32 protein-coding genes and 1 pseudogene are annotated in these 19,682 nt (G+C 45.4%); 3 read left to right on the top strand and 30 right to left on the bottom strand.

Annotated elements, in window-relative coordinates; genetic code table 11:
• From HMPREF1144_RS20725 to HMPREF1144_RS20705, 5 genes and pseudogenes are all read right to left on the bottom strand, one after another.
• A pseudogene (locus tag HMPREF1144_RS20725) lies at positions 1-455 on the bottom strand (hypothetical protein); the annotation flags it as partial.
• A gap of 72 nt (positions 456-527) precedes the next feature.
• Positions 528-827 (bottom strand): hypothetical protein, encoded by a 300-nt coding sequence (locus HMPREF1144_RS20720; RefSeq protein ID WP_009653866.1) that lies wholly within the window; start codon positions 825-827, stop codon positions 528-530.
• A gap of 13 nt (positions 828-840) precedes the next feature.
• Positions 841-1,185: a hypothetical protein gene (locus tag HMPREF1144_RS20715; RefSeq protein ID WP_032951317.1), complete on the bottom strand. Its 345-nt coding sequence runs from the start codon at positions 1,183-1,185 to the stop codon at positions 841-843.
• Positions 1,175-1,501, bottom strand: a complete 327-nt coding sequence (locus HMPREF1144_RS33735) for a hypothetical protein (protein ID WP_223227020.1) — start codon at positions 1,499-1,501, stop codon at positions 1,175-1,177. Before HMPREF1144_RS33735 ends, HMPREF1144_RS20715 begins: the two co-directional genes overlap by 11 nt.
• A gap of 62 nt (positions 1,502-1,563) precedes the next feature.
• The gene (locus HMPREF1144_RS20705; RefSeq protein WP_007372162.1) at positions 1,564-1,977 is read right to left on the bottom strand and encodes a hypothetical protein; all 414 of its coding nucleotides are present in this window, start codon (positions 1,975-1,977) and stop codon (positions 1,564-1,566) included.
• 133 nt (positions 1,978-2,110) lie between these two features.
• On the opposite strand from HMPREF1144_RS20705, the gene HMPREF1144_RS20700 reads away from it, so the two are divergent.
• Positions 2,111-2,458 carry a hypothetical protein gene (locus HMPREF1144_RS20700; RefSeq protein ID WP_127649446.1) on the top strand — a complete coding sequence of 116 codons (348 nt, stop codon included), beginning with the start codon at positions 2,111-2,113 and terminating at the stop codon, positions 2,456-2,458.
• A gap of 17 nt (positions 2,459-2,475) precedes the next feature.
• Here HMPREF1144_RS20700 and HMPREF1144_RS33075 read toward each other — a convergent pair whose 3' ends face one another.
• The 15 genes from HMPREF1144_RS33075 to HMPREF1144_RS20630 all read right to left on the bottom strand — a co-directional run bounded on the left by HMPREF1144_RS33075 (position 2,476) and on the right by HMPREF1144_RS20630 (position 11,639).
• Positions 2,476-2,790, bottom strand: coding sequence for a hypothetical protein (locus HMPREF1144_RS33075; RefSeq protein ID WP_127649449.1), 315 nt, complete (start codon positions 2,788-2,790; stop codon positions 2,476-2,478).
• Between the two features lie 27 nt (positions 2,791-2,817).
• Positions 2,818-3,498 carry a hypothetical protein gene (locus HMPREF1144_RS20695; protein WP_007372161.1) on the bottom strand — a complete coding sequence of 227 codons (681 nt, stop codon included), beginning with the start codon at positions 3,496-3,498 and terminating at the stop codon, positions 2,818-2,820.
• A gap of 277 nt (positions 3,499-3,775) precedes the next feature.
• Positions 3,776-4,129 (bottom strand): hypothetical protein, encoded by a 354-nt coding sequence (locus HMPREF1144_RS33070; RefSeq protein ID WP_154050669.1) that lies wholly within the window; start codon positions 4,127-4,129, stop codon positions 3,776-3,778.
• Between the two features lie 55 nt (positions 4,130-4,184).
• Entirely contained in the window at positions 4,185-4,742 is a 558-nt protein-coding gene (ssb, locus tag HMPREF1144_RS20685; RefSeq protein WP_008786804.1) for a single-stranded DNA-binding protein, read from the bottom strand.
• A 322-nt stretch (positions 4,743-5,064) separates the two neighbouring features.
• The gene (locus HMPREF1144_RS20680; RefSeq protein ID WP_007372158.1) at positions 5,065-5,595 is read right to left on the bottom strand and encodes a hypothetical protein; all 531 of its coding nucleotides are present in this window, start codon (positions 5,593-5,595) and stop codon (positions 5,065-5,067) included.
• A gap of 82 nt (positions 5,596-5,677) precedes the next feature.
• Positions 5,678-6,130: a hypothetical protein gene (locus HMPREF1144_RS20675; RefSeq protein WP_007372157.1), complete on the bottom strand. Its 453-nt coding sequence runs from the start codon at positions 6,128-6,130 to the stop codon at positions 5,678-5,680.
• 12 nt (positions 6,131-6,142) lie between these two features.
• Positions 6,143-6,448, bottom strand: coding sequence for a hypothetical protein (locus HMPREF1144_RS20670; RefSeq protein ID WP_032941601.1), 306 nt, complete (start codon positions 6,446-6,448; stop codon positions 6,143-6,145).
• 5 nt (positions 6,449-6,453) lie between these two features.
• Positions 6,454-6,981 carry a hypothetical protein gene (locus HMPREF1144_RS20665; protein ID WP_007372155.1) on the bottom strand — a complete coding sequence of 176 codons (528 nt, stop codon included), beginning with the start codon at positions 6,979-6,981 and terminating at the stop codon, positions 6,454-6,456.
• 79 nt (positions 6,982-7,060) lie between these two features.
• Positions 7,061-7,945 (bottom strand): hypothetical protein, encoded by an 885-nt coding sequence (locus tag HMPREF1144_RS20660; protein WP_007372154.1) that lies wholly within the window; start codon positions 7,943-7,945, stop codon positions 7,061-7,063.
• A gap of 199 nt (positions 7,946-8,144) precedes the next feature.
• Positions 8,145-8,546 carry a hypothetical protein gene (locus tag HMPREF1144_RS20655; protein WP_020996135.1) on the bottom strand — a complete coding sequence of 134 codons (402 nt, stop codon included), beginning with the start codon at positions 8,544-8,546 and terminating at the stop codon, positions 8,145-8,147.
• Positions 8,547-8,636: 90 nt separating this feature from the next.
• Positions 8,637-9,098: a hypothetical protein gene (locus tag HMPREF1144_RS20650; RefSeq protein ID WP_009653863.1), complete on the bottom strand. Its 462-nt coding sequence runs from the start codon at positions 9,096-9,098 to the stop codon at positions 8,637-8,639.
• 383 nt (positions 9,099-9,481) lie between these two features.
• Positions 9,482-9,817: a PerC family transcriptional regulator gene (locus tag HMPREF1144_RS20645; protein ID WP_008786801.1), complete on the bottom strand. Its 336-nt coding sequence runs from the start codon at positions 9,815-9,817 to the stop codon at positions 9,482-9,484.
• Between the two features lie 8 nt (positions 9,818-9,825).
• Positions 9,826-10,143, bottom strand: a complete 318-nt coding sequence (locus HMPREF1144_RS20640; protein WP_020996134.1) for a hypothetical protein — start codon at positions 10,141-10,143, stop codon at positions 9,826-9,828.
• Between the two features lie 109 nt (positions 10,144-10,252).
• The gene (locus tag HMPREF1144_RS20635) at positions 10,253-11,323 is read right to left on the bottom strand and encodes a phosphoadenosine phosphosulfate reductase family protein (protein WP_007372151.1); all 1,071 of its coding nucleotides are present in this window, start codon (positions 11,321-11,323) and stop codon (positions 10,253-10,255) included.
• A complete protein-coding gene (locus HMPREF1144_RS20630; RefSeq protein ID WP_020996132.1) occupies positions 11,316-11,639 on the bottom strand; it encodes a hypothetical protein in 324 nt (107 codons plus the stop codon). Before HMPREF1144_RS20630 ends, HMPREF1144_RS20635 begins: the two co-directional genes overlap by 8 nt.
• Before the next feature lie 122 nt (positions 11,640-11,761).
• Between HMPREF1144_RS20630 and HMPREF1144_RS20625 the strand changes: the two genes are divergently transcribed.
• A complete protein-coding gene (locus HMPREF1144_RS20625; RefSeq protein ID WP_007372150.1) occupies positions 11,762-12,751 on the top strand; it encodes a hypothetical protein in 990 nt (329 codons plus the stop codon).
• Between the two features lie 26 nt (positions 12,752-12,777).
• Here the strand turns inward: HMPREF1144_RS20625 and HMPREF1144_RS20620 are convergent, their stop codons facing one another.
• From HMPREF1144_RS20620 to HMPREF1144_RS20600, 5 genes are all read right to left on the bottom strand, one after another.
• Complete coding sequence (locus HMPREF1144_RS20620) at positions 12,778-13,182, bottom strand: hypothetical protein (RefSeq protein ID WP_008786799.1); 405 nt, start codon at positions 13,180-13,182, stop codon at positions 12,778-12,780.
• A gap of 326 nt (positions 13,183-13,508) precedes the next feature.
• Positions 13,509-14,060 carry a hypothetical protein gene (locus HMPREF1144_RS20615; RefSeq protein ID WP_007372149.1) on the bottom strand — a complete coding sequence of 184 codons (552 nt, stop codon included), beginning with the start codon at positions 14,058-14,060 and terminating at the stop codon, positions 13,509-13,511.
• 29 nt (positions 14,061-14,089) lie between these two features.
• On the bottom strand, positions 14,090-14,326 hold the full coding sequence (locus HMPREF1144_RS20610) for a hypothetical protein (RefSeq protein ID WP_007372148.1): 237 nt from the start codon (positions 14,324-14,326) through the stop codon (positions 14,090-14,092).
• Between the two features lie 77 nt (positions 14,327-14,403).
• Entirely contained in the window at positions 14,404-14,694 is a 291-nt protein-coding gene (locus HMPREF1144_RS20605) for a hypothetical protein (RefSeq protein ID WP_007372147.1), read from the bottom strand.
• Between the two features lie 185 nt (positions 14,695-14,879).
• Positions 14,880-15,281 carry a hypothetical protein gene (locus tag HMPREF1144_RS20600; RefSeq protein WP_008786797.1) on the bottom strand — a complete coding sequence of 134 codons (402 nt, stop codon included), beginning with the start codon at positions 15,279-15,281 and terminating at the stop codon, positions 14,880-14,882.
• A 356-nt stretch (positions 15,282-15,637) separates the two neighbouring features.
• Here HMPREF1144_RS20600 and HMPREF1144_RS33730 point away from each other — a divergent pair, with 356 nt between their 5' ends.
• Positions 15,638-16,321: a hypothetical protein gene (locus tag HMPREF1144_RS33730; RefSeq protein WP_008786796.1), complete on the top strand. Its 684-nt coding sequence runs from the start codon at positions 15,638-15,640 to the stop codon at positions 16,319-16,321.
• An 85-nt stretch (positions 16,322-16,406) separates the two neighbouring features.
• Here the strand turns inward: HMPREF1144_RS33730 and HMPREF1144_RS20590 are convergent, their stop codons facing one another.
• The 5 genes from HMPREF1144_RS20590 to HMPREF1144_RS20570 form a co-directional block, all read right to left on the bottom strand.
• On the bottom strand, positions 16,407-16,994 hold the full coding sequence (locus HMPREF1144_RS20590) for a GNAT family N-acetyltransferase (protein ID WP_001333497.1): 588 nt from the start codon (positions 16,992-16,994) through the stop codon (positions 16,407-16,409).
• Positions 16,995-17,068: 74 nt separating this feature from the next.
• The gene (locus HMPREF1144_RS20585) at positions 17,069-17,326 is read right to left on the bottom strand and encodes a helix-turn-helix domain-containing protein (protein ID WP_001333498.1); all 258 of its coding nucleotides are present in this window, start codon (positions 17,324-17,326) and stop codon (positions 17,069-17,071) included.
• Between the two features lie 288 nt (positions 17,327-17,614).
• On the bottom strand, positions 17,615-17,995 hold the full coding sequence (locus tag HMPREF1144_RS20580) for a type I-E CRISPR-associated protein Cas6/Cse3/CasE (protein WP_127649377.1): 381 nt from the start codon (positions 17,993-17,995) through the stop codon (positions 17,615-17,617).
• A gap of 312 nt (positions 17,996-18,307) precedes the next feature.
• Complete coding sequence (locus tag HMPREF1144_RS20575) at positions 18,308-19,198, bottom strand: DNA replication terminus site-binding protein (RefSeq protein ID WP_007372144.1); 891 nt, start codon at positions 19,196-19,198, stop codon at positions 18,308-18,310.
• 87 nt (positions 19,199-19,285) lie between these two features.
• The coding region (locus HMPREF1144_RS20570; protein WP_009653798.1) for an ISL3 family transposase at positions 19,286-19,682 on the bottom strand (397 nt) is incomplete at its 5' end.

Below are 19,682 nucleotides of genomic sequence, written 5' to 3'. Positions count from 1 at the left end.
GTCTCAGCCTGAATTTCGGGTATATGGTCTAAGCAAACCGGGATGTTATAGGAGTTTTTGTCGGTGCGAATGACAAGATGGTTTTTTGCCGCATGGAAGCGGACGTTAATTTCATCTTCGCCGCGCATGTTGCGGATTAAAGAAAAGAGTTGTGTTGCAGGTACTGATACGTCCATATCACCATTGCCCCCCGATACCGTCCCTTTACTGGTAATTTGGGCAGAGTTTAAGTCAATGCCAAGGGCAGAAAGACAATCCCCACGTAACCGCAGCGTGATCATCTCCAGTACTTTCATTGCAGGAGACCGGCGAATAACCATACACGGCATTTCGATAATTTTGAGAAGTGCTTCAGCAGAAATATCAAACCCTGGAAGCTCTTTAAATGATAAGCGTCTTGCCTTTGGTTGAACTGCGTCTATTGTAGATGCGTCTGTCATTTTACTGTCTCCCATAATTATCCGTGTTAAATTAATCGTACCCCCGGTCAATCAAGTGACGAATAGCAAATTATGAAAAAATGAAGTTTATTTGTGGTGACGGCGATAACCTAATTCAAACGCGAACTGCCATTGGTATTCATTTAAAGCACATCCAAGAGATGTGATGGCCTCAACAATTTCCTTTATAATGAGGTTGCCTGAATTCAATCTGTACTCGTAGTACCAACCTATATCAAATGCGATAAGCTGGAGGCGGAAAAGATGGATCTGAGGAACGTAACCAGTAACGCCGCTAAGCGCTTTTATATAAATGAGTTCCCCTTCCATTTCTGATAGAAAAACCATGTCAAGAATATTGGACGCGAAATTCGTCATGGTGAACATAAATTGAGCCTCTTTATTGAGCCTCGCGTAACACATCGGATGCCTTAAAGTAGCCGAGTCGGTGCATCATTTTATTGATCTGACCTACTTTGCCATCAGACCCTTCATACTTACTCAACCGGTGAAGTAAGATACGCATGGACATCAACACACTGTCTGATGCGTTATCACCACGGGTAAGTAGTTTATCAGTACTATCTGAGTATGACCCCGTAAGTGCCGCGCTCACCAAATCACCGGCAATAGCATCCGGGTGGCACAATGCCATCAAACCGATAATCAATGCCTGCCGATTAAGTTCCGTTTCTGTCAGGCCTGTTTTTGAAGTGAGTTCTGCTAGTAAATTATCAGTGCTCATTATCATGCTCCTTTTGCTTATGTTCTCCCGGTTGAATGGCGGAAGAGTCTTTACTACTGCGTGAAAATACATCCGCGACCAGAAATTTAGCTTTCTCTGAAGGACTCATAAATTTCCAGAGTTCATCAGGATATTCATCGTCATGCTTTTCAGATTTTTTCAATCGGGAGATTCCTTTTAATTTTGCAGCCATGCGGCTCCGTCCATACGGACGGATTGGCATTGTAAAATTTTGCTGCGAACTATCAATCAGACCAGTAAAGTGACGACCCATATAAATACCTCTAAGTGCAGTAGTTATTTTTTCCCGATTCAAAGCTCCGCCTTTAACGTCATACTACGGGATAGCATTACTGCAACGAAATATTCAGGGATTGTTTACGGCGTTTTGAAGGTGTTATCCATTACCGTTTTACTTCTCGCTACCCAGTCGTTTGCATCACTGCAATTGATGTTTGACGCTACGACCTGACGGGCGGATGTATAGATTGGACTTGCATAACCACCATTCCCGGCAACTACCAGACGGATACTGTTGAGATATGCGTAAACAGGATCCTGTAGGATTGTAGAATCGATGGATGCCTGCTGTTTACAGCTATCGCTACGCATCTTTACTACATCAGTTGCGACCATGACGCATTCAGGACATTCATTTTTAAGCTGAATGAACTGAGTTGGTGTCTGCCCCGCTGCCGGACTTCCATCTGCTCTAAGAGGAATATTGGCTTCAGCAATATTGATGCAGAAAGTCGATCCCGCAATTAGCGCCAGCAATAATTTCGTTTTCATATAACCTCGCCTTATTTAATTCAGATTTATCGAACTGAGCTTACTGCTTTAAGTGGTGAGTAAGAAAAAAAAAGGGTGACAAAACGGGGGGTGTTTTTTAACCTTAATCATATCCCAAATGATTAGGTTGATTATGAACAATGCCAATATGCAGGGAGATGGTACTGAACATCGCCTGGAGCGCTTTTCCCGTATTCAGAAGGATGCGTTGGTACTTCTTCTTTTGTGCAAAGAAAAAGGCACTGCGATAGTGCCATTCACCAGGTTGCTGGGGTTTATTAACTCTGTTCCAGACAGCCAGGATGTAGCTGAGCCCAACCTACGTAAGTCACTCAAAACATTGCAGCAAAATGGCTATGTATGGAAGTACCGGAACAAAAACGATCTTACAGTTTCATTTGAGTTAACTTCATCAGGAGAACTCCAGGCAACTTCATTTCGGGTGCGAAGATTAGAGGCATGGGGCCAGGCAGACGAGTAAAACTCGTCTGCTGGTGGTTACACAGAAAGATACTTTTTACTGATAGTTAAAGCGCTGCGTCGTTTTAATGCAAATGGACGATTATCAGAAAGTCTGGAAGCATTACCGGCGCGAATGAATATGCGTTTCATCCTGCGGTCAAAATGTTCTTCTGACCAGCCGAAGGGATACGTACCCTTAATACCATCTATTGGCCCGGCAAGAATGCGAGCGGTTTCGCTACGAAGAGTACTTCCCCTTAAACCAAATGAGCTAAGTTTATTTCTTATCAGACTTACAGAAAATTTCCTGGGTTTTAAAACACCCTTAATACAGTACAGATGTTTACTCATAGCATTACCCTTTTATTATGGGAACGATTAGCTGCGCTGCATAAAGTCGATGGATTGGCGTTTGTTTTCTTCGATTATCTTCATTGCCTCTTCAAGCCATCCAGCATCTTCACCCCGGCTGGTTAGCTCTTTGTGCTTTAGTTTGAGTGCAAATACTGCGTCATCAGCACCGGCAGTAAACAATTCTTGTCTGACTTGTTGTGTGCTGGTTGTACCATTTATAACACCAACCATATAATTCACGATATCAATAACTTGGGGGAGTAAATCTGGATCCTCATGATTAATCTCCTCGATACTGACAAACGGCAGTAACCGGTCAATCAGCATATGGGCTAGGTTGGTGATATTCAGCAGGAATAGGTTATCGTTCTCGGTGTCGCTTTTGCTTTTTACTTCTGATGCGGTAAACGACTGAACCCGGCGATTGTATTCGCACTGCCACTCCTTACAGGCACTGATCATCCAGTTCTGTATCTCTTCATCAGAAGCGTTGGATGATGGAATGTCCATCGCAGCAGGGAGAACTTGATCCCACGGGTAAACATGAGAATCAATCATCACGCCTTCCGCGTTACGCATTAACTCAGATAAAGCCACTATGATGCGGCGCATCAGATGGTTTTCAGTGAGGAGAGTAAACTCTTGTTTCGATGCACCAACGAGCTCGACGTTGAGTCCTGTCAGCGAGTCGTTAGTGTTTGGCATAGTAACAGGCCTCCTGCCCTAAAAGATGATTATGAACCAGTCCGTGGTCGCAGGGTTTAGTAGTGCCAGTCAGCGTATCCGATTTTACGCTTTCGTCTTGATCACCAGTGTTCACTGAGGGTAGTAAAGTTTTGACGACGTTTTTCATAAAGACCTTATACTGTCATGACAGTCGTATGTAATTTTAGATAAGTTCTATAAGACATCTCAAAAAATAATGGTAATCCGCGAGCAGATTACCATTCAGGCATTCATCAATCATAATATGCTACGGTTATTATTTTATAATACCGCACTGCTTTGCTATCTCGATAACATCGCCATTTTTTATGATGATACCCAGAGTTTGCGCATCCTCAATGTGTCTAGTGGCGCATCCACCGACAGCTTTAACCTGCTCGATGAGACGGTCTGAGGCAGCAGCAGTATACGCCAGTGTACTGTCTGGAGTGTTGAGACTGAACAGATAAAAGCCTGAGACAATTCCCAAAATTACCAGTAGTCCACTTCTGAGTATCGCCGAAAAAAGGGCCGCAACGCAAATTGCACCACCGGCATAAATAGCAGCCTGGCCATATGACATAGACCCATTTTCCAGTATCGTCTGGAGTGCGTTATTGAATTCATTCACGGCAATAATTCCCCATTAGTTATGATACAAATTAAAACAGATATGCTGCTAATCATTAAAAGGCTATCTCAGTTCCATAAGCACCAGTGCTTCCTGGAACTTCATCCTGATTTCCCAAATAATAATTTTCCATTGTTGGGGGCGAGTTGCGTGGTGTTGCTGGCCTCGCGTTCGTGTTTTGTGGCCTGCGGCTATAACTGGTATTCTGCCGGTGATCCTGCCCACGGTTCTGCTGGAGGTGACGACTCACCAGTTTATTACCGCCTACATTGACTTTGCGAAGAACATGCCCCTTCACGGGGTTGACAAGTACGTCCATAAAGAAGCGTTCTTTACCATCCTCCTTGATTAGGCGGGTACGCAATTGGGCCTCCAGGTACACTCCTGTCCCGACATGAAGATGATTGCGGGCCACATCAGCAAATTGACCAAGCAAAATGATCTGATAGTGTTCTTCCGTAATTTTCTCCAGACCAGATTTATCCTCCATTGAGGACTCAGATGTTGTTACATAAATCTTTGCGTAGATGCCGTGGGTAGGGTGTTGTCGGATTTCAGGCTCACGGCCTACAGTACCTTCGATAATTACTTTGCTATAGCCACGATTAGTCATACACCCTCCCCAGCTCTGTATCGGATGACATTATTATCAGCCTGTCCGGTCTGGTGACGAATGGTAATTCGTTAAATAATTGCACTGCACATCCATAAAAATAGTCAGGATATTAAGTTTGTGGTGAGAAGGACGGCACATCAGACAAAAAAAATCCCGGCCAGGCCGGGAAAGGTGATCTTTATGCCAGCGTACTCGCCAGCGTTCTCTTTGTTATGTCCCCATACTAAACATGTATGGCCCAGAGTGAAACAATTTTTGAAACCTGCAATGAAAATACATTGTGTTTCCATTTTGTTTACCTGAAAAGAGACGAAATGTATTATTGCTTGAGATGCCTTTTTGCCATACGTTTTAGGGTTTGGAGTATTGTTTGGTAAGCAGCGAGTTCATTTTTGTACTCAGCAATCTCCGTCTCATTCTTAACATAGTCGTTTTCAAGCTTAGCTATAGTATCAGTGTATTCTTGCATACTCTGTTCAACTTTTTTTGTTGCTGTACGAAACGCAGCGCTTTTAGTCGTTCTGATACCAACGGGGAATGTTTTCCCGATTTCCACGTCATGTTTATAGAAACTGCTGATGCTTGTATTCCAGACGCTTGGCTTTTTGTCGCTAGGCCGAATTTTGATAAATGTGATTCCAGGGATTTTATCCACAAGAAAAACAGTTTTTTCACTGCCTTCTGCCGCATTCTTTTTCATTCGAATTGTTTTTACGCCAACTTCTATTAATTCGACGCTGGTTTTTATTTTCGACGGGTTGTCTACGTCCATATCAATAAATACCCGCCAGCATGACTGGCCCTCTTTTATCGATGAAGGACACGCTTGTGGAAAATGGTCTTTGTACATGGTAAACCCCAACAACCTGAAATATGTAGGATAAAGATTAAGGGCATTTATGCTGCTTACGAAATTCGGGGCGACTCACTAATCACAGGGTGCGCTGGATTGACTCTGCGGCCTGTTGCCTTAGTGCGTTGCTGATACCAATTGCTTCAGCGAGATAAGCAAGATTATCCACCAGCACACATCGTGTCCCGGAACTGAGATCTCCAGTTACTCCCCAGCGGAGCATTTCACCAGGAGCCGGTTCATAATTATCCAGTTCACACTCAGGAAGGTCTACTGGCTCTCCCAGATAATCAATTAAGACCGGCCTGATATCGCTATATTCGGCATCAATACCAAGTGGCAGATCTTTCCTGACATATTGCCTCAGAACAAATAAATCCCTTTCGCTACATTGAGGGAAAATTCCAACCGGCAAGTTTGTGATAAGAATAGCTGCACCTTTTGAATCGCCAATTTCCTGAACGAGTTTTGCGGCGCACCAGACCGCCCCCTTCAGGAACTCCAGATTTTCATGCGATTGCTGTAATGACATATGACCTCTTTCTTATTGTCTGGCCCGCTTAAATCCATCGTTGCCATATGATTTAAAATACTCAGTAAACCCCTTATCGCTTTCACGAGTGTCGGCTGCGGCTTTTGAATTTGCCTCTTGCATGTCTCTTTCGCCTTTTTCCTGGCTGAGTTTCATGAAAGTCTTAATGTTATCGTCATTAGGGTCAGCCAGTACTTTCTGATAAGCCTTCTGGTAGCGCTCATCCAGGCTTAACCCTATTCCGAGACTCTGGCATCCGCTAATGCCGGTTATGAAAGCAATGATCAGAAACTTTCGTAGGTACGCACATTTCATCATTACTCCTACCGGGATGACCCGAGCATTTTGTTCCAGGCCGTAATCAGTGACTGAATCCCAGAAGTGGGCACAGGAGCAACCCATTTACAGCAGCTGAACCACAGGCGGTTAAACCGGTGAGGCATTTTCGTGATGTAGTTTTCCTTATACTCAAAGTTGTATTTATCACCAACGATGCGCGGAACTTCTTTGCAGAACGGACAGCGTTGAGCACCCGCGCTCATTTCAGGAACGATGATGAACTCGGTTTCCCCCAGCGTATCTGGATCCCACGGTTCGCGTTCACGCCAGCATGTGCCTTCTGGGAGCACGATATTCTCGTCGCATACGATGTATTCAAAGGTGGGAAATAACAGTTGATGAACACCGTGTTTACGCCAGCGCACTAACGCCAGAAACTCAATATGTTCTGAGCTATCGGCTTCCCGGGGAACAATAAAACGGTATACACCTGCTTTAGTCGGTAACCCTTCGCCCCGGATGCCAACTGGAGTCCAGCTTGGTTCTGTTGAGATACGGCGTAGTGCAGTCATAGTTACTCCCATTAAATTTTCTTCGTTCAATTTCCAGAATGAATCGATCTTTAAATCACTCTAACGGTAACTATTCCGATTACGAAATTCCGTTACCTTTAGGAATGATCGTGTTAACAGCCAGCATTGCATTTTTGAAGAAGTGTGCATTGCTACTTCTTAACTTAACAGAAGCATTAGAACTGACCGGGCTCAATGCCAGTAATGCGGTGCTGCGTCCCAGCCAGCGATAATATGAGAATAAACCCCACGAATTCAGGAATTCTCGTTTCATAATTGACATCAATTCAGATCTATCAGTCTGGTTAACTTTTGGGAACGTAATGAAAACTGCGCTATCCGGGTTCCGGGACAACCAACTGAAAACCTCTTCATTGGTGTAATAATACTTACCTTGCGTAAACACTCGCCCATTAAATCCTAATCGCACGACTGAGGACGGTATAATGTTATGGCAATAATCGAGCATGGGATATCCCATTTTCATCTGAGCGATATCAATGCGATTATCGCTCGGAATGCTTGCAGGTGCATTTGCATTTTTGAAACCGCGAGTACTGATCGAGTAATGACCGTCATCTGCATTCTGATAAACCCAGAATGGCTTGCAATACTCTTCTGAGTCTATAGCGGCTGTAAGATACGCTTCATCATAACTTTCAAATAACTTTTTTACTTTAGTCTGGTGGTCTGCAATATTTCTGGATTGAAGGTCTGGCCTGATTTTTAAAGGAATAGAATACACCGGTTCAAATGCCTTGACCGTATGGCCAGAACTCGTATGGTTTAGCAAATACCCAACCCACTCACGTTGAATTCCTTTTCCTATATACTCGCCGCTGTTCGCCCCTGCGTTGGTATCAAAACGCACGATAGATGTTCCACGCGCAGAAAGCATATTTTCAAATTCAGCACGGATAATGTTGGTATTTTTGCTAGTTAACGAATTCTGGAGATCATGCATATGTAGCCACCATTCATGTTTCAGCTTCGACTCTCACTATAATCACATGTTGAAATTTATTGTTACAGTGAGAATGAGGACGTTTTGCACCCAAAAATAAATAGCTTTTTCAACCGCAATTTGTGGGCATAAATGGTTTTTCTTAGCGTAAAAAAATAGCCGACTATGTCGGCTATTGTGACGATTCAACAGCTGGTGGTCAGAAAATGCACATCGAGGCGTATGCCGTCTTCTGGGAAACTTCAGTAGGGTTACGACCAATGAAAATACTACGGTTATTTTCTTTCTCGCTACGCATGAAGCGGTAGAGGTGGATGGCTACTCCATGAGCTTTCTGCACATCACGTCGGTGCAGCACAAGGTGCATTCTTTTTGGTGGTATGTGTGGGAAACGTTTCGCCAGAATTTGTCCAAGCACGTTAAGTGATTCACTGTTCTCGCGTAGCTGGTAAAGGTCTTCCACGATGAAAAAGATGTTATTCCCCCTGTCGAGTTCGTCAGGTACGGGGCACACTTTTAATCGGCACTCGATGACTTCACAACTCCAGTCACGATGAGGCAGAGACATGATGATGTTTTCTTTCTGCAAGACATTCGACATAAATCCCACCTCACGGTAAAAGCTGTATCAGTTTAACTCCCAAAACCCTTCGGCTGTGGGTTCTGCATTACGCACCGGCTCTCAGATTCCTTAAGGCTTTGATCCAGTATTATTCTTGAGAAATTTGAGTTCAGAACTACCCGGCTTCCCTTTTTGGGCCGTCTTGATAAATTCCCGCTCTTTGAAATACCACCGTTCAACAATTTGTGAAGATAGCGTATTGGATTCCAAGGCATAAGCCTGCAACTCCCTCCATGCAGCTATGTTATGCGGTTTGTATTTTGCCAGCTTAATATCCAGTTCTTCTTGCCAAGATCTGGCGCGTTTTGTAAAAACCTTTCGACCCAGCATTGGGAAAACCAAGAGCCCTGCTATATTGCCGACGAACTGTACAGACCAGTCAGAGGTTATGTAAAACCATATCCCGGCATTAACCGAAACCAGAACCAATAACCATGTTCCATACGCTCGCTGAAATGGAGGGAAGCAGTTATCTCGCCACATTCGAATACTTTTTCCAATGCTGTTCAGCAGGTTTTCGTTTGTTTTCATCAGTTATCTCTGTTCCTCTTCAGCATAGGCCGTTTGTATCAATTCAAACCTGTTCACCCTGACTACTTGAAGAACTATCTGATCGGTAATGCACCTAACCGGCGTAGTGCATCAGTAACCTCGTCTATGCCGAATAAAGACATTGGCGGGACTTTATCTCCAGAGATTGAGCAGGCTGTACACAATGCATTGTATGAGCTTACTCGTTCACGATGTAGAGACTGAAGGCTTACGATCAACAGATCTCGCTCTGGGCCCGTGGTAGCTCCTATAAGGTCAAATAAACTTTGTTTAACCACTTACGTAATCCTCCGTCAAAATCAGTCAAGAGTGCGCTCATTCTCCTCAGTTTCATTTTTTAATGAACGGAAAAGGTCGACAAATCAGGCGGTATTAAAGACACCATCGTCTTTTAGTCCCATCCGTGTGTATACATCATTAATATGCTTGTGAATATATTGAAGATCACTTGCCTGCTCATGCTGTCTGATACGGTCTTCATGGCGAGAATTGGATAACCGAATGCAACGTTCCCGTTGTTCAACAATGTACTCAGTACACTGGGTATGTTCAAACATGACCTCTCCCCATTGCCTGGCAGCGCGGAGATACAACCCTCTTTCTTCCAGGTCCCGGGCAAGTATCACCGATTTGGTCGCTGGTATCTGGTACATTTCTTCAGCGAGCAGGAACGCTGCTGCACATTTTCTTTGTCCCATATCTACCTCTACCCTTTGTATAGAGTCGACATCTGGGCAGAAGTGAATGAGATTAACTCTTCAACCTGCCATTCGCTGATACTCTCCTGGTGGATAACCGAGTCCAGAAGTGAGCAGAAGACCCGACCTTCACAGAAGGCATCGAATAAGGTTTGCCAGGCACCGGCGAATCGCCCGGCCAGTTTACTTCGCTGACGTTTACTGCGGCAGCGATGCAATTCTTGCTGAAACAAGGATTCGTTTTCCGCACTGCTTTTTTCATGCAGAGCATCCCATAACTGGTTGAACCGTGTTTCAGTACAATTTCTGGCCGTTACCATCGTCATAATATTTCCTTCAGAGGCGGTTAAGCCTGTATCAATGTTGCTATTTGATATCTATTTTCCACGTAATATTCAGGTGACGAAATCTCAGCTATAAATCGCTGATGGCTAATTAGTCTGACCCGCATTTCTCCCGGTTGTACGCCCCACCAGGTAGCACCCATTCTTTTGACATGTTAATGACGGGCAATGTATAGACCGGATTTACCGCTTGCAGCAGCGCTTCCTCATCCGTGATATTAATAGGAGAAATATTCTGGCTTAGATCCAGAACATTTATTCGTTTACGACTGATAGTGACCCCAAAGCGGTTTTCATAGTTGGCCATTGCGTGAATACGCTCGGGGAAATAATGTTTGATGGTTGCCCATATGCGAGCACTGTTGTATATACACGTTAAGCATGAACTGCGACCCCATCCAAGACGATACGGTACTGGGGCTGTAACACGATGTTTTGCTAAAATCTCCCAGACTTGTTCTTCAGACCATTCAAGTACTGGCCTCCAGGCATCAACTTGTCTTTTTTTGCAACTGCTGGTATGTGGCTCCAGTTGTAAGTAATTGAATCTATTAGAGCTTTCCGCTCTCCTTTCCCCCGTAATAAAAAGCACCTTTTTTCCGTCAAAGCGTCTCTGATTTGTGAGTGCTCGCCGACCAACATCAATTTTTAGTGCTGATGAGCACCAACGTGTTTTAAGGCTTGGTGATTGCTGAGGGAACCGAAGTCGCGTGGCGGGAGTGCTTCGCTGGATATCACGTTCCGCGATTATTAATCCATCTGGGGTTTCGATACATTGCGGGCGACTGTAGCCATTCTCTTTCAGCATCTCACCTTCCATTCCTCCCTGAAGCCAGGAGAACATCAACGGTATCTGAAATGTTGAAGCTATTTTGCGGTTGTAGTCGGCCATAAATGGCCAGTCCATTAAAGTACTTCCCTCGCGGCCATCAACATCGTGATGCCAGAGTTCCACCCTGGACAGATCGACCCCGATGTCAATTAAGTGGAGAAGGCAGGCTATGGAGTCTTTTCCGCCGCTAAGGCAAATGATTATCACGTCATAGCAAGATATGTCGATATCTGGAGCGTTCCTGTACGTTTGTCCTGATAGTGGCGTGGTGATGCCTGCTATGCTACTCAGTGCAGGAATAATAAAGTTATCGTCGATTAAATCACTCACTTGCCGCGCTCCTGCTCTGAAGTGAATTTGTCAGAATCGCAGCAAGTCTAGTCTCGCCTAATGATGAGGCCAGATCTGATAGCGCTAGTTTACCTGCTGCTTCCATACCAAGTGCCTTTACTCGACTGGTATCAAGAACTGCAATTCTTTGGCCTGTTGCCTTACAGACAAGCGCATATCGACATACGCTTAATGTGCGATGGATGATGAATGAGAACATTTGATTGTCGATTTGTGCGCTGAATTTGCAGATCACATTTACTTTATGCGTCAACCCATTCTGGATTATGATTGTTGCAACATCGTCTTTAGGCATATCTACCTCCGGCTTTTTACTAAGCCTAATACGACGCTAACAGCTGACGAAATTTGCTTACAGATATAACTTTCACTGCAAATATCGTGTTATGAGTGACTGATTACTGCTTTGGAGACAGAATGGATTTTTCTAAAACTACTGTAGTGAAACCCGGTTTAATTGGTGATAACAACGCGTATTGGGCGATGCACTTTTGCTCAATTATTGAAACCCTTTATGATAATAACCGGATGAAGGTACGTTTTAATTCCCCTCTCATGGGGAAACATACACCAACAATGAGAAACCTAGTTTCATTAGCTGGTGAAGGATATTTTTCTTTAATTAAAGATCAGTTCAGAAACTTCGGTCTACAAAATTTGCTCTGCCACTATCTGATGAGTTATGAAGGTAGAGAAGTCTTAAATACTATACTTATTAATTTGTCTGATTATCGCAATGTCGATATCCTCGCTAATATGAGCCAGTTTGGTGTATTCATTAGCTGCCGTGACTTTAGAAGTGGCACTAATTTTGCGGTAGAGCATAATCCTTATCTACTTGGCCATGAGAATGTCTTTTATAATTCAGTTTATAATAGCTTAAAGTTTGCAGATCTATGCATTCTTTTCCGTATGAGAACGAATCCTAACCAAGAATCAGCTACTTTGTTTGGCATTCTTGGAGAGGTCGAAGGAAACAATGGTCAGGACTTGAAGAGACCGGCCTTCTGGGGAAGGAAAGGTTTGTATTTGTCTTTTGGTATTGGAGTCAATCCTAAACCCAAGGGGGAAAAACGTTCTAATCAATTTCAGCTTAATGACTGTACTTGCCAGTGGGTAAACGCTGCTGATGGTTATAAATTTGTCGCTATTTTTGAGTCAGAACACCATCTTGTTACAGATTATCTCGATGCAATAGGTACTATTGAACACCTTAATAAATTTGGCCCCAACCATCCTTTTCTAACACATTATCCAGCTCGGCACATTCTAAACATTGTGAGAGATGGCTGGGATAAATCAGTTGATATATTGATTACTGAACTGCGACGTTATCTTGCGCCTAACGAATTAGCTTCGCTAGGAACAAATCCAGTAATACCCTTTATACCCTCATTCAAACATTAAAATAAATGGGGCTACGGCCCCATTTTTTACTCACGATATAAGATGTAATAACATTTTCTGACCTGCATACTGTTGTTCAGGTAACCACAAAGTGCTTCACGACCATCCTGACTACGACCTATCCATAGGCCAGCCAAGCGTTTATCTGGTTGCTCAGACAGTATGAAAATTTTGCTGTTAATAAGACCAATGAATGGGCGTTCTACTCCCTGGGGGACTACAAAATTCCCCAGCGGTTTGTAACTTTCCAGGTTCAATACGATCGCAGCTGTCTGGTCACTGGAATTGTCAGCATCGTCCTGTTGCTCGCTGGCAGCAGGTTGTTGGTAGTTTTGAGAAGGCTGCTGAGCATAGAAATCGTTCGGATCGATCGATTCTGCGCTGGTTATGAAGGGCAATAGTGCTAAAAGGCCAAAAACAGCTTTTTTCATATGTCCACCATAGGGTTATGCGTTTAAATATGATTAGGCTATCAGTACCAATGCTGTCAGGCTAAAAACAATGGGGACAAATTGAGGGCTTTTATGTTGTGTTTATTGCTATTTTTGTCCTGCAATAGCATCTATTTCACACAATACACAGTGACATTTAGCTGGTGGCTCAAGTCGTTCGAATTGCGTCAGATTATGCAGACGTAATCGAGGTATACGTCTGACAGCATGATGGCCACACGAAAGTTCAAGAAACCAGATTCGTCCGTTACGGCTCCCGTCCTGAACCTTTACGTTTACAACTTCTCTCCATATGCGAATCATGGCTAACCTTCTGCCGGGCTCGGTGGTTCATCGTTGTCCTGGGTAATTTTAACGTAATCACCCTGATTGATAACGATTACTTCATTAAGATGAGGGCTGTAACGTACCCTCTCTACTTCGTCGAGATAGTCCACATGTCTACGCGCCTTGTTATTCGAGAAGCCGAGCGCTTTCCCTATTGCGTGAACTGATGGCCCACGGCCACCATTTCTGTTCATGTATTTTTTGACATACGTGATGATTGCTTTCCTGTCACTGGTCATGTCCGGGAGTTCGGCAATGTCATCATGACCTTGTCCTTTCGCTACGCGCAGCGTCATAGACTTTCTTTCACCATCGATAATGATTCGTCCCTGGTCATGCAACTGCCGGATACGCCGGGAAACGAGCCCTTTTGAATACCCCAGAGAAGAACAGATCTGCTCGTAAGACGGTGCTGCACCCTGCTCTTTGATTTCTGTCACAATGAAATCAAAGAGCCTGTCCAGGTGGGCATTTGCTTTTGGGGCGTTCTGTGCTTTTCCAGAAACACTACCGGCGTTGTCTTCAGTCATATCCCTTCCGTCCAGTTGGTGGTTGTTAATTAATGCGGGCTATCGACGTTCTTCGTCGAACTGAGACTAAAAGGCACGACGTCCGCTTTTACATCAGTTAAGGAGTGATTACCGCAGAGTTGCCCTTTAACTTTAGTCAGGCCCACCAGCGCATCCTCAAGCAGTTCTGATTCCTGAGATGTCACATTACTACCCAGTTCCATACCGATTTTTTCGCCCGCGTCCTTGAGGATACTGATAGCACGATCGATAGATTCACTGTACATAATCGCCACCTTGTTCGTTTTGTTAACATAGCCAATTAGTGCGTGTTCAGCTATAGCTGAGTTGTTTTATCACCTGTTTATGCGGCCCTTTTTCTTGCCAGGCAGCGAGCTAAAACCCGTTCCCTGGCTTCATGCTGCTCATCGATACAAAGCTGAATTCCCAACCCCAGGATGTAACGCTCCTGAAGTTCTGCCGGATGGAGGAAATTGAGCGCGGTGAAACCAGCTGGCACGGAACCATATTTGGCCAGGCTGTCTTCGTAACGTCGCTGGGCTATTTCACAAATTAAGTTATATTGAGCAATAGCTGCCTCACGTCCAACTTGATTGAATATTTCAACCGCCAGGACTTCCGAACATGTCTGCATTTTTGCATCCGTTTTGTTTACCTGACATCAGTATCACCCCGATGTGCTGGCTAACGAAATTTACGGATAGATGAATGTAATGAGGGGAATAGAACGTAATGGAATGTTTATACTGAACCCAAATTATGGGGAGCTTGATAATCAAATGTGGAAGTCTGTTGAGAAGCAGACTTCCAGACTTGGTATTAACTGGTTTTCTGACTATTAAGCCAGCTGATTAGCTCATCTTGCGTGTCAAAAGACGCGACAAAGGTCTGCTCCTGATCAGGACGTTGTGCATCCCTTATCGCTCTGAATGGAGCTTCACCGCTATAGTAGAATATTGGCTCCGCACGGCGTTTGACCCATGCTGATTGCTCGCGCTCTGCGAGCTCGCAGGCTTCTTCGTAATTGTCCGCTACTCCCAGCACTGTCGAACGATCCCAAGCTCCTCCATTCAGGCATCGAACAGTGATTTTCCCGTCCGGGCAAGTAATGCCATATGGATGATCCCACCAGGCATCAAGCTGAGACTTTGAGCGCTTTTCATTAGGTGTATCGTCGAAGTTTTTAGGTAATACCGGATTAAGGGGTATGCAGTTTGGCACTTGGATTCTCCCTGTAGCCTGAATCTACAAATAGGCAGTAAGCAATGTTCGTCAGGTTAACATGTACCTCCTGTTAGGTAATTAAGTACTTCGTTCCATTTTCGATATTCGCGTTATCTGACTCATTTTCTCCGACTTCAGGAGATCTCCATGCTGCTACGTAAGCCATGTGAATCAGGCTTGTTTTTCGCCCCGCTTTGACCCCATTTCCATGATGTTCTCAAACCTCGCGCTGTTACAGTAGGACAACTGCTACTGACGAGGTGAATATGACCAGATACCTTGGATACTGCGCCCTTGCGCTCCTTACCGTCCTGCCGACCGCTTCGGTATATTCTGCTGTACAGAATGATACAATGGGCCTATACGCTCCCGATCCCAGCTACACACCTGACATCCAAAATTCAGCACCTGTAACGCCTTCTCCGGGGGATGACAGTCTGTACAGTGATGACGTACCCGATTCATCTACCGCTCCAGAAAGCACCATTACCCCCCTGAATAGCTTTGATGTTATGTCTTTTTCTATAGGGCCGGTAAGCCTGCGGATGACAGCTTCTGAAGCGATCACTGCTATCACTGACAAACTTGGCCAGTCTGCTGGTGAAGAAATTCAAAAGCGCTACAGTAACAACTCATTGAATAGTATTTTCTGGGGAGATGCTCACCAGGAGACGGTGGTCTATTTTATCCCCGATACGGCAGTTGACCCCATTGAGCCGGTGGCTTACAAAATCCGCTTTTCATTCAGCAACCCTGATCTCTTACTGAAGTCGGCGATCGAGAAATATGGAGAGCCTTCAGTCTCTGATGCCCAGAGAGGTCGTTATATCTGGTGCAAGGCACTGGCGGAGAAAACGAATAAGTGTGATGACAGTAAATCTGAGCTTACGCTGACAACGCGAGAAGTTGAAGACACTGGCATCCTGACTCTCAGCGACCCAACGGTCTCATTTGATGCCTCGCGGACTGCAACGGCCACCCCGGATAAAGACCAGGCTGCGACTGAAGATAACCAGGGGCCATTGCCACAGCTCTGAAGTCGTCCGTCGCTGTCCAGCATCCTTTTGCAGGATTACTAAACCGACTGAATTCGTCAGCCGGTTTTTTTATCTGAATTTTACATTAGCGTCTGAAAGTACGCTTTCCAAACGGGCTTATCTCTTTGACGTGAAAACCCGCATTAGTCAGCATCCTGGCCATGACAACTGATGCAGGAAGACAGGATGCCTCCACTTTATGGCCGGGAGTAGCATCCAGAATACTTTGCAACATGGAGCGCCCAAATCCTTTTTGTCTTTGACTCCTGGTAACACCAAACATCCTGATTTCCAGATGTGAAGCAAGTCCATTTGCACCATTTTTGCCCGTCAGTAGGGCAAAACCTATCGCTGCGCCATTATGTTGAGCATCAAAGACAAACAAGAAATCGGCGCAATTCTCTCCCCGTTCCCGCCTGGCAATGGCTTCTGAGATCTGACTTTCGAACTGAGACAGTCCGTCATCATCATCAAAGTTAAAATACCCATCCCGCATACCGTCGCGAATCACCGCTATGATAAAGGGAACATCCTGTTTGGTTCCAAAGCGCATTTCAGGGGCAGATAACACCGTCATCAGTTTGTCTCTCGTAACCGTTATTATTCCATCAATTTGATTACATGGAGGTAAAGAGGTCAATAGAAATGAACGGGGTATTTCGCTGATGACCATTTGATCGGTGTTAGTGGTTTCAGTAGCAGAGCCAGGAGGTATATAAGGCCAGCAAAAATGCCAGCCTTTTTCATTTAAACCGGTTTTCTTATGATTCTCTTGATCGGCATTCCTGCCTTATCAAAATATCGGGTTGGCCATATTTCTTGAGGTTCTTCACCAATTGCATTAGCGATGATGATCTCGCCTCTAGGCCAGTCACGTGTCAGTGCATTTGCCAGAGTGCTGCTTGAAAGACCGTTAGCCCTACTCAGTGAGGCAAGTGACAAACCTTTCTTATGTAGCGCAGCTATGATGTCTGCCTTATGCCAGTCCTGTTTTTCCATCTCCATTTCCTTTGGTGGTGAATCGGAACATGGTTTGCAGTACCAGCTAATGACGACTGGCGAGCCGTAAGGCTCCCACGCCCCGACCCACCATTGACAAAAAACAGGCGAGCGAGTGCGAACCGTTCAAGTACATGAACGGCGTGTCATTAGTCGGGGCTGCAAATCCCCACTCTTACGATTTAGTAAGGGCTACAACAGTTTACAGCATTTAAAGGGTGTATCAGAAGTGTTAATGCCGTAAGTTTGCGAGTCGGTTTGAAATTCAGATAATAACTATGCTTAATGGCCTGTTCAGGAAAGCACTTCGATGCTGTTCATATAGCCAAAGCCGAATATCCGCTTTCTGCCGATCCCGAAAGCGTATGCCTGTTCAAGTGCGCCGACATCTTCAATCACGCATTCAGCATCGTACTGGCTCATCGGTACAATGATCTTGTGGGATGTACGGCCAACGCTCCCGGGCTTAATAATATGGAACTTGGTGCTTCGAACGATACGTAACCGTCCACAGATCACTCCGGCCCGTTCCAGGTGATAGTGGATATAATCCGGGAGTTCATGGGCAGGTGGACAAATCTCTCTTTTCCGGCCTCCAGCTTCCTCGCGTCGAATAGTGGCCAGCGAGCCGCAGATTCGAATTTTCTGGCCAGACACAAACATGATTTCCTTCATGACTTCGCCAGGGAGCCCGAGTGCAACAGCCGTTCTCAGAACAACCTGGGTGTCGGAGGCACTTTGTTTGCGAGAGTAGAAGGTGTATGGGAGTCGCGACCCAGAACGTTCCTGGACTACCTTATCCAGTTGCTGGTGGATCCCATACACGTCACCTGGGGCGATTCTGAACCTGAGCGCACATTCAAAGTATTTCACGCCACATTCCTTGCTGAACATAATGAATTTTCAATATTAGTTTCAGGGTATGGCATGGACGGCGAGTGACGAAATTATGAGGGGGGAATACGGCCAGTCCTTTGGCCGGTGTGGTCAGAGAATCATTTCGATACTTTCGCCGTGGAATATACCGATCACATCTGTCTTGAGGCGGTTACTCCTCGGCTTTACTTCATTGGCCACGAACTCTGGCAATGGCCGAATTTTCACGTGCTCATCCTGAATGATAATGAACGGCATAGATGAAGCGGCAGAAAGACGCAGTATCTGGTCGGGGTGTTCAGGATCAGCCATCGCGATGTTTGCAGCTGGATGCACTTTAACCGGACGGCGTAAGCGAAGCTTTTCTTCCGGTACACGCGCAATAGCCTTAATCAACGAGTTGAGTCTGACTGATTTATCTTCATCTTCCTCGATGTCCTTGCCCATCTTCTGGAGCAACTCGATTTTGTTAACCCTGCTAAAAAGCGTCTTTTGCCTCCAGCCGAAACTGACCAGATTGACGTTAGCATTATCAAACATACGCAGCTGCCGATAGAGATGCAGGGTCATGACACCAGGGCAGGCGCTATGCAGCGCGTTGAAGCGCATGTATTCCGGTCGGCGATCACCACCGTAGTTTTCGATGATGTGGCGTTGAATGCTCTCTTTATGCTGGTTGATGGATGTCACCAAACGGGTAACCAGCTGAGAGAATTCCGCATCTGTATTGTCGTACCATAATACGCCGGTAGTGCGCCGAGCGGACTTCTGCGAATAGCCATCCCTGATATGCAGGTCAGCGTATGCCGCGCAGGCAGCATGGACAGCATCGTGTCCCTGTTTCAGCTCAGGCATGATGTGTTCGATGGCCATATCTTCTTCGCCATCAGCAACGGCTGGCAGGACGCAGACACTCGCCTTGAGCGGAAGCCGGGAACCCAGCACTCCACGAAGTTGTGTGATCTCGCTCTCCAGCGTCTGGAAAGTTGTTGAGATATTCATTTCTATCCCCGAAAAAGGGCTCTAAACTCCCTCCGCTGCACGGAGGACTGTATGTACATGGGTCTTCCCCGATCATGGTGGGAAGGCTCAGAACGCCATATTCAGCTTCCCATAGTGGAACATCACTCCCAGCTTAAAGCGCTCCCGGTTTCGGTATCCCCTCGCTTTTATCCTCAACAGCCTGATCTTGCTGTTTAGTGCTTCCGCATTTCCGTTTGATACACCGTGGCGCATGGCGTTCAGGATGCCGTACAGCCTTTTCCCTATCGTTTTGGCCGCGTTCTTCATCATGGGGACATCACTGTTAGCCGCCAGCGCCAGCCATCTCTGCCAGTCATCGCGTCTTTCCTCGCTCCATGACCTGTTCCAGATATCCTTTGCCAGCTCTTTCAGCGCCCAGCACTGGCTTGTCAACTTCATCTGTGCACGCAGCCATATCAGCTTTTCCTGCCTGGATTCGGTCATCCACTTATCGCTGTACTGC

The organism is Klebsiella sp. OBRC7, assembly GCF_000293135.1.
In the GTDB taxonomy this organism is placed as follows: domain Bacteria; phylum Pseudomonadota; class Gammaproteobacteria; order Enterobacterales; family Enterobacteriaceae; genus Klebsiella; species Klebsiella michiganensis.
The sequence above is the reverse complement of the archived record's forward strand: the minus strand, read 5'-3'. Positions and strand labels throughout refer to the sequence as shown.

Excerpts from the sequence above, each read along its gene's own strand:
- HMPREF1144_RS20720 (WP_009653866.1), bottom strand. The coding sequence starts at position 827 with ATGTTCACCATGACGAATTTCGCGTCCAATATTCTTGACATGGTTTTT.
- HMPREF1144_RS20715 (WP_032951317.1), bottom strand. The coding sequence starts at position 1,185 with ATGAGCACTGATAATTTACTAGCAGAACTCACTTCAAAAACAGGCCTG.
- HMPREF1144_RS20705 (WP_007372162.1), bottom strand. The coding sequence starts at position 1,977 with ATGAAAACGAAATTATTGCTGGCGCTAATTGCGGGATCGACTTTCTGC.
- HMPREF1144_RS20700 (WP_127649446.1), top strand. The coding sequence starts at position 2,111 with ATGAACAATGCCAATATGCAGGGAGATGGTACTGAACATCGCCTGGAG.
- HMPREF1144_RS33075 (WP_127649449.1), bottom strand. The coding sequence starts at position 2,790 with ATGAGTAAACATCTGTACTGTATTAAGGGTGTTTTAAAACCCAGGAAA.
- HMPREF1144_RS20695 (WP_007372161.1), bottom strand. The coding sequence starts at position 3,498 with ATGCCAAACACTAACGACTCGCTGACAGGACTCAACGTCGAGCTCGTT.
- ssb (WP_008786804.1), bottom strand. The coding sequence starts at position 4,742 with ATGACTAATCGTGGCTATAGCAAAGTAATTATCGAAGGTACTGTAGGC.
- HMPREF1144_RS20680 (WP_007372158.1), bottom strand. The coding sequence starts at position 5,595 with ATGTACAAAGACCATTTTCCACAAGCGTGTCCTTCATCGATAAAAGAG.
- HMPREF1144_RS20675 (WP_007372157.1), bottom strand. The coding sequence starts at position 6,130 with ATGTCATTACAGCAATCGCATGAAAATCTGGAGTTCCTGAAGGGGGCG.
- HMPREF1144_RS20670 (WP_032941601.1), bottom strand. The coding sequence starts at position 6,448 with ATGATGAAATGTGCGTACCTACGAAAGTTTCTGATCATTGCTTTCATA.
- HMPREF1144_RS20665 (WP_007372155.1), bottom strand. The coding sequence starts at position 6,981 with ATGACTGCACTACGCCGTATCTCAACAGAACCAAGCTGGACTCCAGTT.
- HMPREF1144_RS20660 (WP_007372154.1), bottom strand. The coding sequence starts at position 7,945 with ATGCATGATCTCCAGAATTCGTTAACTAGCAAAAATACCAACATTATC.
- HMPREF1144_RS20655 (WP_020996135.1), bottom strand. The coding sequence starts at position 8,546 with ATGTCGAATGTCTTGCAGAAAGAAAACATCATCATGTCTCTGCCTCAT.
- HMPREF1144_RS20650 (WP_009653863.1), bottom strand. The coding sequence starts at position 9,098 with ATGAAAACAAACGAAAACCTGCTGAACAGCATTGGAAAAAGTATTCGA.
- HMPREF1144_RS20645 (WP_008786801.1), bottom strand. The coding sequence starts at position 9,817 with ATGGGACAAAGAAAATGTGCAGCAGCGTTCCTGCTCGCTGAAGAAATG.
- HMPREF1144_RS20640 (WP_020996134.1), bottom strand. The coding sequence starts at position 10,143 with ATGACGATGGTAACGGCCAGAAATTGTACTGAAACACGGTTCAACCAG.
- HMPREF1144_RS20630 (WP_020996132.1), bottom strand. The coding sequence starts at position 11,639 with ATGCCTAAAGACGATGTTGCAACAATCATAATCCAGAATGGGTTGACG.
- HMPREF1144_RS20625 (WP_007372150.1), top strand. The coding sequence starts at position 11,762 with ATGGATTTTTCTAAAACTACTGTAGTGAAACCCGGTTTAATTGGTGAT.
- HMPREF1144_RS20620 (WP_008786799.1), bottom strand. The coding sequence starts at position 13,182 with ATGAAAAAAGCTGTTTTTGGCCTTTTAGCACTATTGCCCTTCATAACC.
- HMPREF1144_RS20615 (WP_007372149.1), bottom strand. The coding sequence starts at position 14,060 with ATGACTGAAGACAACGCCGGTAGTGTTTCTGGAAAAGCACAGAACGCC.
- HMPREF1144_RS20610 (WP_007372148.1), bottom strand. The coding sequence starts at position 14,326 with ATGTACAGTGAATCTATCGATCGTGCTATCAGTATCCTCAAGGACGCG.
- HMPREF1144_RS20605 (WP_007372147.1), bottom strand. The coding sequence starts at position 14,694 with ATGCAGACATGTTCGGAAGTCCTGGCGGTTGAAATATTCAATCAAGTT.
- HMPREF1144_RS33730 (WP_008786796.1), top strand. The coding sequence starts at position 15,638 with ATGGGCCTATACGCTCCCGATCCCAGCTACACACCTGACATCCAAAAT.
- HMPREF1144_RS20590 (WP_001333497.1), bottom strand. The coding sequence starts at position 16,994 with ATGGTCATCAGCGAAATACCCCGTTCATTTCTATTGACCTCTTTACCT.
- HMPREF1144_RS20585 (WP_001333498.1), bottom strand. The coding sequence starts at position 17,326 with ATGGAGATGGAAAAACAGGACTGGCATAAGGCAGACATCATAGCTGCG.
- HMPREF1144_RS20580 (WP_127649377.1), bottom strand. The coding sequence starts at position 17,995 with ATGAAGGAAATCATGTTTGTGTCTGGCCAGAAAATTCGAATCTGCGGC.
- HMPREF1144_RS20575 (WP_007372144.1), bottom strand. The coding sequence starts at position 19,198 with ATGAATATCTCAACAACTTTCCAGACGCTGGAGAGCGAGATCACACAA.